Source organism: Nocardioides sp. NPDC057767, assembly GCF_042798275.1.
Lineage (GTDB): Bacteria > Actinomycetota > Actinomycetes > Propionibacteriales > Nocardioidaceae > Nocardioides.
Genome location: NZ_JBHVKJ010000031.1, coordinates 64,497 through 77,751 on the forward strand (window position 1 = coordinate 64,497; position 13,255 = coordinate 77,751).

Here is a 13,255-nt window from a genome sequence, read left to right on the forward strand (position 1 = left end):
CCGCGCGGGCGAGGCCCTCCTCCGCCTCTCCGGCGTGCTAAGACCGGTCACACCGACCTTTATTGGTGTGTCACGTGATGTGAAAGAACCGGGCGAGTGCGAGCACTGCAACGTCGAGCGACACAGACTCGACGTTGTCCACACCTACTCGATCGGCCCCCACGCGAGCGATGAAGTGTCGCAGCCTACGTAGGAGTTCGTCCGGCTCCGGCACGGACTTCGGATCAAGCCGAATCGAGACGAGCCCCTCGACCACGAGAAGGCACAAGCGGCGGCCACGGCTGTCGAACGCCTCGTACACCGCATCGAGCACGTCGACCGCTTCGATTTCCATGGACGCCGCCTCGACCGTCGGGTAGAGGCTGATGTCGCCGTGGTCATCGATCACGATTGGCGGTGTAACAGCTTGCGCTTGCATCAGAAACGACCCCACAAACTCGTGTCGGTTGACTTCTTGTCCCAGGGGCGATGCCGCCCAATACCCTGGCCCGGCAGCGTAACGCCTGTGTCATCAACGACTCGCCGGTGGTAGTGGGGATACCGGCCGGTCGGGTGCCCGGTTCTGTTGCCGAGCGGGGCGATCCTGAAGTTGGGCCCGACCTTGTACTCGCGTCCGGACCACGCCTTGGCCTTGGCCCAGGTTGAGGACTGCGCTCGCTCCACGACCCGTCGCATCGCATGCGTGGGTCTAGCCGGGCCCACGCCTGGCGGGCACTCCGGGGCGCTGGCCTCACCGGACAGGGCCTCTCACGCGTGGTGGTGGCGCCCGTGACTGCGGCCGATCACATGCCAGTCACCGTGCCGCTTCTGGCCTCCCGCCCGGCGCCGGAGGTACCGCATCACCAGCACCACCACGATGGTGGTGAGCACGCTGGACAGGAGCACCTCGTCACGTGACAACCCGTCGATGTTCGGCTGCAACTCCTCCTCGGTGGCCCAGCCGAACAGCATTTCGCTGGTGATCAACCCGACGCCGAAGCACGCGATGGTCGTGATCGCGGCCGCCCACAGCCGGTGAGCCACATCCTTGCCCACGACCAATCCGGCGACCACTCCGAAGCCGAGCGACATGGCACCGAGCACAGCCAGTCCTTGAAGTCCCAGATCCCACTCCATGACAGTGCTCCCTTCTAGGTCTCGTCTCGTCCCAGCCTCGGCCTGCGCCCTCGACCGGCCCAGGGTCGGAGTGCCCCGCACGGAGGGTCCATGGGCACATGTCAGGCACTCGCGCGTCGGTGGCCTGGTACCGGATCACGGTCGGGGTGGCACTCGGCCCGGACCAGGCGGTAGCCCTTCTGGGCGATGTGAGGCACTGGCATGGGCCAAGTGGCGATCACGAGATCCCGGTGATGAGGTCGATCTGTCGGTTCGTTGCGGCCCCGGGGTCGGAGCCCGAGAGTGATCAGGAATCGCTGGCGGATTCGCATGGCAGACTGAGCCGATGCCATCGACCGCGCTTGATGATGCCCGTGTGTTGTGGGATTTCCATCAAGTTCCTGATGAGCCTCGGCCAACCGATGTGGCAATCGCGCTGGGCAGCCATGACATCGGGGTGGCCGAGCACACCGCGGACCTCTTCCGGGCCGGTCGATTCCCGCTGATCGTCTTTACCGGGGCTAACGCGCCGACGACGGTGAAGGACTTCCCGCGCGGCGAGGCGGTCCATTTCGCGGAGCGTGCCGAGGAGCTGGGAGTGCCGCGCAGCTCGATCCTCATCGAGCCCTGTGCGACCAACACCGGCGAGAACCTGACGTACAGCCGTGACCTCCTCGCCGAGCACGAGATCAGTGTGGCGAGCGCGACCTTGATCAGCCGCCCGTATCAGCAGCGGCGGGCGTACGCGACGGCTCAGAAGCTGTGGCCGGGGCTGGATGTCGTGTGCTCGGCTCGCAGCCAGGAGTTGGGCGCGTATATCGCGTCGATCGGCAGCGAGAAGCGAGTGCTGGACATGCTCGTCGGCGACACCCAGCGCCTGTGGGTGTACGCGGCGAAGGGGTTCGCGACGCCGCAGGAGATCGACGACAGGACCTTGGCCGCGTACGAGCGCCTGGTCGCGGCCGGCTACACGAGTCGCCTGGTGGCCGAGTCGGTCTGACGCATGCATTGCGCACCACCGTCGCCGCCGACCATGATGTCGTCGGGCCAGAGGGTCAGGCGCCCTTGTCGCGGAACACGTCGGAGAGCGGGTCGGCCTCGAAGTAGGCGGTCTTGATCTTCAGCCACTCGCCGCTGAGGACCATGTCCTTCAGGACCTCGTCGATCTGTGCCTTGCGCTGGTCGCCGGAGCGGATGACGAAGCCGATCGGGGCGTCGTCGACCTGGTAGACGATCGGCTCTTCGAGGACGATGGGGGCGCTGTCGATGATGGAGCGAGCGTAAGGGGCTCCGTGGAACAACGCGTCGGCCTCGCCGCGCTCGATCATCTCGACGGCGGCGCCGACCTTCGGCGCCCTGACGATCTCGACGTCGTGGTACGTGTCGCGCAGGTAGGACTCCTGGATGGCGCCGCCGACGACCGCGATCTTCTTCCCGTCGACATCACGGCGTGTGCGGATGGGTGATCCCTCGGGGGTGAGGAAGGCGACGTACGTCGAGAAGTACGGCGCGCTGAAGTCGAACTCCCGCTCGAGCGCTGAGGTCTTCGTGACCTGGGCACCGATCATGTCGATCTTCCCCGCTCGCAGGGCCGGGAAGAGCTCGTTGAAGTCCATCGCCACGAACTCGGGCTCGACGCCCATCCCTTCGGCGACGCTGCGCGCCATCTCGTAGTCGAACCCCAAGGTCTCGCCGCCGCTCTGGTAGTAGACGGGCTCGGTGCTGTCGACACCGATCCGAAGGGTGTTGCTGCTGGCGGCTGCGGCGCTCGCCTTGCCGGTGGCGGAGGGTGCGGGGTCAGAGAAGTGTCCGCTGAAGGCGATCGCGGCCAGGAGGACCACGGCGCCGGCGACGACCAACTTGATCTGATTCATGTGGGGGAGTCCTGTTGCTGGGGGCGGTGGCACCTGGCGATGGCTGGCATGCGGGCCCGAGCGGTGAGGCGTGTGTCAGACAACAGGACGCGTACGTCATGTGGAGCGTGGCCAGACCAACACGGCGCAAACGAGAGATGAATCCCAGGGGCCGAGGGTCACGACGCCGCCTCCGCGGCCAGGTGCACGATGACCAGGTCGTCGGCCTCCAGCAGGGGCGCGATGATGCCGACCTCGTCGAGCAGCCGGCCGCTCAGCACCGTGCCGCCGTGGTACCACGCGGGTCGCGGGCGGTTCTTTGGTGACACCGAGAGAGGCACGGGCGTCACCCGGTACGCAGCCTCCGGGATCAGGCCGGGGAACCGGATGCGGCCGGCGGGCTGGCCCAGGGTGTGGTCGAGCGCCGACACCCGGAACAGCGCCTCGCGTCCGTCACGGGCGACCACACCGTCCAGCTGGAGGCCGTCGGGCACGGGGTCCGCCCGTACGACGCGGCCGGAGTGGAGCAGCCCACGGAACCGCTTGTGCAGCGCGATCCAGGCCCGGAGCTCCTCGCGGTCCGCGTCCGACATGGCGGTGAGGTCCCACTCGACGCCGAGATGTCCCCAGATGGCGGTGCCGGCACGGAAGCGCAGGGTGTGCTGGCGGCCGGTGGTGTGGTCGGTGCTCGACCCCACATGGGTGCCCATCAGCTCGGGCGGGAGGGTCAGGCCGGTCCACCGGACCAAGCGGTGCCCTTCGTGCGCGTCGATGCAGTCGGAGACCCAGGCCCGGTCGGTCCGCTCGAGGACTCCCAGGTCGAGGCGCCCGCCACCGCCGCAGCAGGACTCGATCTCGAGCCCGGGATGCTCGGCACGGAGCGCGTCCATGAGGCGATAGGCCGCGAGTGTCTGCAGGTGGACCGCGGGCCGGTGGTCCCGGCCGCGGCCCGCGCCGGTCAGCGCTCGGTTGTGGTCCCACTTGATGTAGGCGATGCCGTAGCGGTCCACCAGCGCCGAGATCTGGCCGAACACGTGGTCCCAGGCGTCCGGGTTCGAGAGGTCGAGGACGTGCTGGTCGCGCGAGCTGATGCCGGGACCGGCATGGGTGCCGAGGATCCACTCGGGATGCTCCCGGGCCACGTCGGAGTCGAGGCTGACCATCTCGGGCTCGAACCACATCCCGAACTCCATGCCCAGACCCTGCACGGTCTTCACCAGCGGGGTGAGGCCGTCCGGGAACACGTCCTCGTCCACCAACCAGTCACCCAGCGAGCTCGTGGCGTCGCGCCGACCCTTGAACCAGCCGTCGTCGAGGACGTACCGCTCGATGCCCAGCTCGGCAGCACGCTCGGCGAGCTCGATGAGCTTGTCGGTGTCCATGTCGAAGTAGACCGCTTCCCAGGTGTTGAGAAGCACGGGTCGCTCGCGCCGCGGGTGCGCGTCCCGCGCCCTCAGGTGCTCGTGGAAGCGGCCCGAGAAGGCGTCGAGCCCCTCGCCCCAGGAGGCGTAGAGCCAGGGCGAGGCGTACGTCTCGTCGTGGCCCAGGACGATCTCGCCGGGCATGAGCAGCTCGCCTCCGCGCAGCAACTTCCAGCCGGTGAAGGAGCTCTCGGCGCAGAGCACCTGGTTGCCGCTCCAGCCGAGGTGGACACCCCAGACCCGACCGGCACGGAAGCCGAACCCGGGCCGGCCGGCACACAGCACGGTGGCCGAGTCGTGGCCGGGACGTCCGCCCCAGGCCTCGCGGACATGCTGTCCCTGGGTGAACGCGTGGCGCTGCGGGGTGCGCTCGTGGGCGTGGCGCCCCGCCATGTCCAGGAGCTCGTCGGCCTCGCCCGGCACCGGCAGCGCCGGCTCGAGCAGCGTCACCTCGTACGGCGTCTCCGCCAGGTTCCGTACGCAGGCACGCAGGCGCAGCAGACCGTTGCCGAACAGCTCGATCTCGGTGGTCACCTCCACGCCGGCCGGCCCGTCCAGCGCGACGCTGGTGAGCCGGGTGCAGGCGGCCGACTCGGTGACCGTGTGGTCCACCGAGTCGAAGGTGAGCGCCCAAGCCTGGCCGTCGCGGCTGCCCAGCAGACCCGGACGACCCACCCAGCCACTGGTCTGCTGCGGCAGCACGGAGGCCCACGAGTGCTGGTAGATCGCCCCGTCGAGGCTCGGCATCTCCAGCGAGCGGAGGAGGTCGGGTACGTGCTCGGCCGCGGTCTCGCCGAGGTCCGGTCCCCAGTGCAGGATGCAGGGGAGCTCGGTGGAGTCCAGCCGGACCACCAGGCTGGTGTCGCCGCGGCGCAGGTGCACGCCACGGGCGCGGGCGGTCGCGGGGGACGCGTGGGTCATGGGACTCCTCGTCATTCGGTGGTACGTCAGGTCAGCCGAGCCGGGCGTCCGGACGTGCTTCGACAACCGTCCAGGACTCCGGGGGCAGGACCAGCGAGAGCGTGTCGCCCGCGCCGTGGGAGAGGTCGGTCGCGGTGAGCGCGGCGTGCGAACCCGCGGGGTCACCGGCCGTGAGGGAGCGCGCGGAGGGCGCGACGTGTGCCGTCAGCCCGTGGAGGTCGAGACCGGTCTCGGTCGGGGTGGCCGAGCGGTTGGTCAGGAAGACCGACCACGCGCCCGTGTCCGGGTCGTGGGTGGCGGCGGCGGTGACGATCGGGACCTCGCCGTACCGGTCGGTGGGGAGCGTCGCGCAGTCCACCTCGGCGGTCAGGACGGCACCACGCGCGGCAGCGGCGACCGCGGCGAACGGATGGAAGGTCGGCTGCCGCCAGGCGGCTCCGCCCGGCTCGGTGCGGATCGGGGCGATCACGTTGACCAGCTGGGCCTGGCAGGCGATCCGCACCCGGTCGGCGTGGTTGAGCAGAGAGATCAGCAGGTCGCCGACCACCACGGCGTCGAGGGCGCTGTAGTCGTCCTCGAGCAGCCGACCCGCCTCGGTGATCTGCGGGAGCCCCTCGTCGTTGAACCGCGACTGGTACCAGACGTTCCACTCGTCGAACGCGATGCCGATCCGCTTGCTGCTGTGCCTGCGCGCGGCGACCGCGTCGATGGTGGCGACGACGCCGTCGATGAACGCGTCCATGTCGGCGCCGGAGGCCAGGAAGCTGCGCCGGTCGCCGTCCCGCTCCTCGTAGTAGGCGTGCATGGAGATGTGATCGACGACGTCCCAGGCGTGCTCGAGCACCTCCGACTCCCAGTAGCCGAAGGTCGGCATGGTGTGGTTGGAGCTGCCGCAGGCGACCAGCTCGATGCCGGGGTCGACCAGCTTCATCGCCTTTCCGGCCTCGGCGGCCAGCTGTCCGTACTCCGCGGCGGACCGGTGCCCGATCTGCCAGGGGCCGTCCATCTCGTTGCCCAGACACCACAGGCCGACGCCGTACGGCTGCTCGCGGCCGTGCTGCCGGCGCAGGTCCGACCAGTGCGTGCCCGAGGGCAGGTTGCAGTATTCGACGAGATCGGCCGCGGCCTGGATCCCGCGGGTGCCCAGGTTGACCGCCATCATCGGCGTCAGCCGGTTGCGCTCCGCCCAGGCGAGGAAGTCGTCGGTGCCGACCTGGTTGCTCTCGATCGAGCGCCAGGCGAGGTCGAGCCGACGCGGCCGATCCTCGCGCGGGCCGATGCCGTCCTCCCAGCGGTAGCCGGAGACGAAGTTGCCACCCGGGTAGCGGACCAGGGTCGGGCCGAGCTCACCGACCAGCTCCTCGACGTCGCGCCGGAAGCCGTGATCGTCGGCCGTCGGGTGCCCCGGTTCGTAGATCCCGGTGTAGACGCAACGCCCCAGGTGCTCGACGAAGCTGCCGAACAGGCGGGGGTCGAGCGGACCTCGGTCACGCTGCCGGTCCAGCCGGACGCGTACGGGGCGGGTCGTGCCGGTCATCGGGCGGCCCGGGTGAAAACGGCCACCGCGGAGCCCGCCAGCTCGGTGTCGCCGTGATCGGCACCCGAGGAGAACACCAGGTCGCCGAGGTCGACCGGCTCGCCGAGGTCGACCACGTCGTCGGTCCGGTTGACCAGGAACCAGAACTCCCGCTCGCCGTCCGTACGGATGGCGAGCTCCACCCGGCCGCGAAGCGCCTCGGGCAGCTCGCTGTCCACCCCGGCGGCCGCCAGCAGTCGGGCCAGCAGCGGCTCGAGACCATCCGCGCCCAACCGCGTCGAGACGTACGTCGCCGAGCCGGGGTCGACCGCTCGTCGGGTCACCGCCGGGCGGCCCGCCTGCAGACCGGTCTTGTACGTCGCGAGGACCTCCGTGCCGGGAGCAGCGGTGATCCGGTCGGTCCACAGCGTCCCGACGCCGCCGTCGTCGAGGACCACCTCGTCACCGTCCAGGAGCGGCCCGAACTCCTCGATGCGGATGCCGAGCAGGTCGCGCAGCGCACCCGGGTAGCCACCCGCGAACACATGGTTGTTCTCGTCCACGATCCCGGAGAAGTAGGTCGTGATCAGGTGGCCACCTCGGGCGACGAACTCCCTCAGCCGGTCGGCGGTCGCGGCCGGCGTCACGTGCACCACCGGCGCCACCACGACGTCGTACCCGTCGAGCGGCGCGCCGACGGGCAGAACGTCGGCCCGGACGCCGAGCGCCAGGAACGCGGCGTACCAGTCGAGAGCCTCCGCACGATGGCTCACCGCAGCGCTCGGGTTGGCCTCCAGGTCGAGGGTCCACGACGACTCGATGTCGAAGAGGATCGCGGCCCGGGCCTGCCGGCGCCGCGACCCGACGACGGGGGCGAGCCGCTCGAGGTGCCCGCCCAGTCGGACCACCGTCCGATAGACGTCGCTGTCCTCGCCGGCATGGGGCAGCATCGCCGAGTGGTACTTCTCCGCACCGGCCACGGACTGCCGCCACTGGAAGAAGCAGACGGCGTCCGCACCGTGCGCCACGTGCGTGAGCGAGTCGCGCACCAGCGCGCCGTCGGCCTTGGGCGGGTTGATCGCACGCCAGTTGACCGCGCTGGTCGAGTGCTCCATCAGGAACCACGGCTCACCGCCGGCGATGCCGCCGGTCAGGTTGGCCGAGAACGACAGCTCGTCGCGGGCGCGGTCGTCGACCAGCACGTAGTGGTCGTTGGAGACGAAGTCGACCTCGGCCGCCCAGTCGGCGTAGTCGATCCCGTCGAAGTGCGACATCACCATGAAGTTCGTGGTCACCGGTACGTCGGGGGTCAGCCGGTCGAGGATCTCCCGCTCCGCGCGCAGATAGTCCTTGAGAGCGTCGGAGGAGAACCTCTTGAAGTCGAGCTGGTGGGTCGGGTTGGGAATAGTGGGCGTCAGCCGCGGCGGCAGCACCTGGCTCCAGTCGCTGTAGCGCTGCGACCAGAAGGCGGTGCCCCAGGCGTGGTTGAGCCCGTCGAGGTCGCCGTACCGCTGCGACAGCCAGGTGCGGAAGGCCGCCGCGGCGTCGTCGGAGTAGTCGTAGAGGTTGTGGCACCCGAGCTCGTTGGAGACGTGCCAGGCGGCGAGCGCCGGGTGGTGGGTGTACCGGCTCGCGATCATCTCGACGACCGCCAGCGCGTGCTGCCGGAACACCGGTGACGTCGGCCGCCAGTGCTGCCGGGCGCCCGGCCACAGGGTCTCGCCGGTGCGCGTGACCGGCAGGATCTCCGGGTGTGCGGCGCTCAACCAGGGCGGCGGCGACGCGGTCGCGGTGGCGAGGTCGACGGCGATGCCGTGGGCGTGCAGGAGGTCCATCACCTCGTCGAGCCAGGCGAAGTCCCAGGTGTCCGCGGTCGGTTGCAGGCGGGCCCAGGAGAAGATCCCGAGGGAGACGATGTTGACCCCCGCCTGACGCATCAGCCGGACGTCCTCGTCCCACACCTCCCGGCTCCACTGGTCGGGGTTGTAGTCGGCCCCGAAGCCGAGCGGCCCGCGAGCGTTCTCGGTCGCGAGCGGCTCGGGCCACCGCACCCACCGGTGCGATCGCCGGCTCATGCGGTCGTCCCGCGGGGCGCGGCGGTGCTGGCCCGGACGACCAGCCGGGGCGGCACCAGGACCTCCTGGTGCTCGTGCTCACCGGACTGGATCTGCCGGATCAGGGCATCGACCGCGCCCCGGCCGACCTCGTCGAACGACTGGTGGACGGTGGTCAACGGCGGCCAGAAGTACGCCGCCTCCTCCATGTCGTCGAAGCCGACGACGCTGACGTCCTCGGGGACCCGGCGACCGCGCTCGTGCAGGGCTCGCAGCAGGCCCAGGGCCATCTGGTCGTTCGCGGTGAACACCGCGGTCACCTCCTCGTTGTCGGCCAGCCGGAGGCCGGCCTCGTAGCCGCTTGCGGTCGACCAGTCGCCCGGCAGCACCGGTGGCACCGTTCGACCGTGGGCCTCGAGCGTCCCCTGCCACGATGCCCGGCGGCGCCGCGCGGAGTAGGACAGCTCGGGCCCGCCGACGTGCCAGACGGTCTCGTGCCCGAGGTCGAGCAGGTGCTCGGTGGCCAACCGTGCGCCGTGGGCCTGGTCGTTGTCGACGATCGGGTAGTCGTACTGAGCGCTCGAGTCGACCACGACCACCGGCAGTCCCTCCGGCACGGCGACGCCGTCGAGCCGGTGCGTCTCGACCTGGATGATGATGCCGTCCACAGCCTGCTCGCCGAGCTGGTCGAACGCCGCTCGGACAGCGTCCTGGGTGGCGTCCAGCACCGGCAGCAGGTTGATGGCGTAGCCGGTCTCGGTGGCGGCGGCCGCGATCGCGTCGAGGGTGTGGGTGGTGCCGACGCTGGAGAGCTCGAACGCGATGACGCCGATGCTCTGGAAGCGTCCGCTGCGCAGCGCTCGGGCGGCCCGGTTGGGCCGGTAGCCGACCTCGCGCATCGCGGACAGCACCCGCTCCCGGGTGGCCGGGTCGACATAGCGGGCGCCGTTCGCGACCCGTGAGACCGTCTGTCCCGAGACCCCAGCGATCCGAGCGACGTCGGCCTGGGAGGCCCCTCGCCGTGTCACTGGTCCTGCGGCCGTGCTGTCTGTCGCCATGGGCCGAATAATCCTTCCGCCAACCTGTTGACGTCAACATGTGTCGTACGTCACTGTACATGACGTTAACAGGCCGCCACCGAAAGGCGGTGAAAGGAGGCGGGACCGTGTCCCAGGGCGTGACCCAGCTGGAGAGCCGCGGGGAGACCCGTGGCGGCGCGCGACAACCGGTTCCCGGTCGCCGGTGGTCGCGCACCGACACGAAGGGGTGGATCTTCGTCGGCCCGTTCCTGGCGGTCTTCGCGCTGACCTTCCTGGCGCCGATCGGCTACGCCGCCTACCTCAGCCTCTTCCGCGCGCAGGCGTTCTTCGGCACCACGGAGTTCGTCGGTCTGGACAACTACGTCGACGTGTTCACCGACGACAAGTTCTGGGACGGCTCGCTGCGAGTGCTGCTGTTCTTCGTCGTACAGGTGCCGATCATGCTCGCCCTCGCCCTGGTGGCCGCGCTGGCCATCGACAGCGCCCGGCTCTACGCGACGAGCTTCTTCCGGCTCGTGATCTTCCTGCCGTACGCCGTTCCCGGCGTCGTGGCCGTCCTGATGTGGGGCTTCATGTACGGCACCAACTTCGGGCTGGCCGCCGACCTCAACGACCTGTTCGGCACCTCGATCGTGCCGCTGAGCAGCAACTGGATGCTCGCCTCGATCGCCAACATCGTGACCTGGGAGTTCGTGGGCTACAACATGCTGATCTTCTACTCCGCGCTGCGCACCGTGCCCGGCGAGCTCTACGAGGCCGCCGCGCTCGACGGTGCCGGGCCGCTGCGGACCGTGCTCTCGATCAAGATCCCGGCCCTGCGCGGGGCCATCCTGATCGCCACGATCTTCTCCATCATCGGGACGTTCCAGCTCTTCAACGAGCCGAACATCCTGCGCACGCTGGAACCCAACGTCATCACGACCTACTACACACCGAACCTGTACGCCTACAACCTGTCCTTCGGCGGGCAGCAGTACAACTACTCGGCGACGGTCGCGATCGTGATGGGTCTGCTGACCGCGGTCATCGCGTACGCCGTCCAGCTCCGCGGCTCACGAGAGGCGATGAAATGACGGGCCGGGTGAGCACGTCGCCGCTGGCGCCGCGACGATCGCCGCTGCTGACCGTGCTGATGGCGCTGTTCCTCGTCTACACGCTGGTGCCGCTGGTGTGGCTGATCCTGAGCGCCACCAAGACACAGGAGGATCTGTTCTCGAGTCCCGGGCTGTGGGTCGGCGACGAGTTCGCGTTCTTCAGCAACATCCGGGACACGCTGACCTACCGCGACGGCATCTTCCTGCGCTGGCTGGCGAACACCCTTCTCTACGTCGTCGTGGGTGCCGGCGGCGCGACGCTGCTGGCCACCGCGGCAGGCTACGGCCTGGCCAAGTACCGCTTCCCCGGACGCCGGACGGTCTTCGCCGTCATCATCGGCGCGGTCGCCGTGCCCGGCACCGCGCTCGCCGTGCCGACGTTCCTGATGTTCTCGAACATGGGGCTCACGAACACGGTCTGGGCGATCATCATCCCCTCGCTGATCAGCCCGTTCGGCCTCTACCTGATGTGGGTCTACGCCGCGGACGCCGTGCCGGACGAGCTGCTCGAGGCGGCGCGCATCGACGGCGCCGGCGAGATCCGGATCTTCTTCACGGTCACGCTGCGCCTGCTCGCTCCTGGCATCGTCACGGTGCTGCTGTTCGCCGTGGTCTCGACCTGGAACAACTACTTCCTGCCACTGATCATGCTGAGCGAGCCGAAGCTCTACCCGCTCACCGTGGGTCTCACCCAGTGGAGCGCCCAGGCGACGGGCGCCAACGCGCAGCCCGTCTACAACCTGGTGGTCACGGGATCCCTGCTGACCATCGTCCCGCTCGTCATCGCCTTCATCCTCCTCCAGCGGTTCTGGCAGTCCGGCCTGAGCGCGGGAAGCGTCAAACAGTGAAAACGAAAGGAACGACATGTTGATCATCAGTGGGCGCAGAGCCCGCCGCCGGATCGCCCTTGTCGCGGCAGCCCTCACGGCCGCCTCCGTGCTCGCCGGCTGCGGCTCGGACGACGCGGGCAGCGGAGGCGAAGGCACGGCCGCGGACCTCGATGCCGCCCTCGAGGAAGGGGGCACCATCACCTACTGGACGTGGACCCCGTCCGCCGAGGCCCAGGTGGCGGCGTTCGAGGACCAGTACCCGAACGTCGAGGTGAAGCTGGTCAACGCCGGCACCGGCAACGACCACTACACGAAGCTGCAGAACGCGATCAAGGCCGGTTCCGGCGGCCCCGACGTGGTGCAGATCGAGTACAAGGCCCTCCCGCAGTTCGCGCTGCCCGGCGACCTGGTCGACCTGCGCCAGTACGGCTTCGACGAGTTCGAGTCGGACTACACGCCGTCGACCTGGGCCTCGGTGCAGGCCGGCGAGGGCCTCTACGGGCTGCCGCAGGACTCCGGTCCGATGGCGCTCTTCTACAACCAGGAGGTCTTCGACGAGCACGAGCTCGAGGTGCCGAAGACCTGGGACGAGTACGTCGAGGCCGCCCGGACCATCAAGAAGGAGAACCCCTCGCAGTGCATCACCAACGACAGCGGTGAGGCCGGCTTCACCACCAGCATGATCTGGCAGGCCGGTGGCACGCCGTTCAAGTCCGAGGGCGAGAACGTCACGATCGATCTGCAGGACGAGGGCACGCTGAAGTGGACGGGCGTGTGGAACCAGCTCATCGAGGACGAGCTGGCCTGCTCCATCCCGGGCTGGACCGAGGAGTGGTACAAGGCACTCGGTGACGGGACCATCGCGTCCATCCCGCTCGGCGCCTGGGCGCCCGGCGTGTTCGAGCAGTCCGTGCCGGACGGTGCGGGCAAGTGGCGGGCCGCACCGATGCCCACGTACGACGGCCAGCCGGCGACCGCCGAGAACGGCGGCGGCACCCAGTCCGTGCTGGAGCAGAGCAAGAACCCCGCGCTGGCGGCGGCGTTCGTACGCTGGCTCAACCACGACGAGGGCGTCGAGCCGTTCCTGGAGAGCGGTGGCTTCCCGGCCACGGTCGCGGACCTGCAGGACCCGGCGTTCGTCGACAAGAAGCTCGACTACTTCGGTGGCCAGCAGGTCAACCAGGTGCTCACCGAAGCGGCCACGCAGGTGGTCGAAGGCTGGCAGTACCTGCCCTACCAGCTGTACGCCGACACGATCTACGGCGACACCGTCGGCAAGTCCTACCAGACCCACGCCGCCCTCGAGGGCGGCCTGACGGCCTGGCAGGAAGCGCTCGTGAAGTACGGCGACGAGCAGGGCTTTAGCGTCGACTGACCCACGACTGACTGACCCACGACTGACCGGACCGACAGCCGCCGCACGTCGCGGAG

At 69.3% G+C, this 13,255-nt stretch carries 11 protein-coding genes; 4 read left to right on the forward strand and 7 right to left on the reverse strand.

Translation table 11 applies throughout. From position 1 onward, the window contains the following. Positions 1–70: 70 nt before the first annotated feature. Positions 71–388, reverse strand: coding sequence for a hypothetical protein (locus tag ACFVDI_RS17140; RefSeq protein ID WP_378907087.1), 318 nt, complete (start codon positions 386–388; stop codon positions 71–73). A 359-nt stretch (positions 389–747) separates the two neighbouring features. Next, positions 748–1,071 (reverse strand): hypothetical protein, encoded by a 324-nt coding sequence (locus ACFVDI_RS17145; protein WP_378907089.1) that lies wholly within the window; start codon positions 1,069–1,071, stop codon positions 748–750. Positions 1,072–1,441: 370 nt separating this feature from the next. On the opposite strand from ACFVDI_RS17145, the gene ACFVDI_RS17150 reads away from it, so the two are divergent. Further along, entirely contained in the window at positions 1,442–2,095 is a 654-nt protein-coding gene (locus ACFVDI_RS17150) for a YdcF family protein (RefSeq protein ID WP_378907091.1), read from the forward strand. Positions 2,096–2,150: 55 nt separating this feature from the next. On the opposite strand, the gene ACFVDI_RS17155 is transcribed toward ACFVDI_RS17150, so the two are convergent. The 5 genes from ACFVDI_RS17155 to ACFVDI_RS17175 form a co-directional block, all read right to left on the reverse strand. After that, entirely contained in the window at positions 2,151–2,969 is an 819-nt protein-coding gene (locus ACFVDI_RS17155) for a substrate-binding periplasmic protein (RefSeq protein ID WP_378907093.1), read from the reverse strand. Between the two features lie 158 nt (positions 2,970–3,127). Continuing rightward, the gene (locus ACFVDI_RS17160; protein WP_378907095.1) at positions 3,128–5,290 is read right to left on the reverse strand and encodes an alpha-galactosidase; all 2,163 of its coding nucleotides are present in this window, start codon (positions 5,288–5,290) and stop codon (positions 3,128–3,130) included. Positions 5,291–5,321: 31 nt separating this feature from the next. After that, entirely contained in the window at positions 5,322–6,827 is a 1,506-nt protein-coding gene (locus tag ACFVDI_RS17165; RefSeq protein WP_378907097.1) for an alpha-N-arabinofuranosidase, read from the reverse strand. Next, on the reverse strand, positions 6,824–8,881 hold the full coding sequence (locus ACFVDI_RS17170) for a beta-galactosidase (RefSeq protein ID WP_378907099.1): 2,058 nt from the start codon (positions 8,879–8,881) through the stop codon (positions 6,824–6,826). The genes ACFVDI_RS17165 and ACFVDI_RS17170 overlap by 4 nt, the downstream gene beginning before the upstream one ends. Then, positions 8,878–9,918 carry a LacI family DNA-binding transcriptional regulator gene (locus ACFVDI_RS17175; RefSeq protein WP_378907101.1) on the reverse strand — a complete coding sequence of 347 codons (1,041 nt, stop codon included), beginning with the start codon at positions 9,916–9,918 and terminating at the stop codon, positions 8,878–8,880. The genes ACFVDI_RS17170 and ACFVDI_RS17175 overlap by 4 nt, the downstream gene beginning before the upstream one ends. 107 nt (positions 9,919–10,025) lie before the next feature. Between ACFVDI_RS17175 and ACFVDI_RS17180 the strand changes: the two genes are divergently transcribed. The 3 genes from ACFVDI_RS17180 to ACFVDI_RS17190 are packed head-to-tail and all read left to right on the forward strand — an operon-like array spanning position 10,026 to position 13,199. After that, positions 10,026–10,973, forward strand: a complete 948-nt coding sequence (locus tag ACFVDI_RS17180; RefSeq protein WP_378907103.1) for a carbohydrate ABC transporter permease — start codon at positions 10,026–10,028, stop codon at positions 10,971–10,973. Positions 10,974–10,981: 8 nt separating this feature from the next. Continuing rightward, entirely contained in the window at positions 10,982–11,842 is an 861-nt protein-coding gene (locus ACFVDI_RS17185; RefSeq protein WP_378907105.1) for a carbohydrate ABC transporter permease, read from the forward strand. 16 nt (positions 11,843–11,858) lie between these two features. Further along, positions 11,859–13,199: an ABC transporter substrate-binding protein gene (locus tag ACFVDI_RS17190; protein WP_378907107.1), complete on the forward strand. Its 1,341-nt coding sequence runs from the start codon at positions 11,859–11,861 to the stop codon at positions 13,197–13,199. Positions 13,200–13,255: the final 56 nt, after the last annotated feature.

Excerpts from the sequence above, each read along its gene's own strand:
- ACFVDI_RS17145 (WP_378907089.1), bottom strand. The coding sequence starts at position 1,071 with ATGTCGCTCGGCTTCGGAGTGGTCGCCGGATTGGTCGTGGGCAAGGAT.
- ACFVDI_RS17150 (WP_378907091.1), top strand. The coding sequence starts at position 1,442 with ATGCCATCGACCGCGCTTGATGATGCCCGTGTGTTGTGGGATTTCCAT.
- ACFVDI_RS17155 (WP_378907093.1), bottom strand. The coding sequence starts at position 2,969 with ATGAATCAGATCAAGTTGGTCGTCGCCGGCGCCGTGGTCCTCCTGGCC.
- ACFVDI_RS17160 (WP_378907095.1), bottom strand. The coding sequence starts at position 5,290 with ATGACCCACGCGTCCCCCGCGACCGCCCGCGCCCGTGGCGTGCACCTG.
- ACFVDI_RS17165 (WP_378907097.1), bottom strand. The coding sequence starts at position 6,827 with ATGACCGGCACGACCCGCCCCGTACGCGTCCGGCTGGACCGGCAGCGT.
- ACFVDI_RS17170 (WP_378907099.1), bottom strand. The coding sequence starts at position 8,881 with ATGAGCCGGCGATCGCACCGGTGGGTGCGGTGGCCCGAGCCGCTCGCG.
- ACFVDI_RS17175 (WP_378907101.1), bottom strand. The coding sequence starts at position 9,918 with ATGGCGACAGACAGCACGGCCGCAGGACCAGTGACACGGCGAGGGGCC.
- ACFVDI_RS17190 (WP_378907107.1), top strand. The coding sequence starts at position 11,859 with ATGTTGATCATCAGTGGGCGCAGAGCCCGCCGCCGGATCGCCCTTGTC.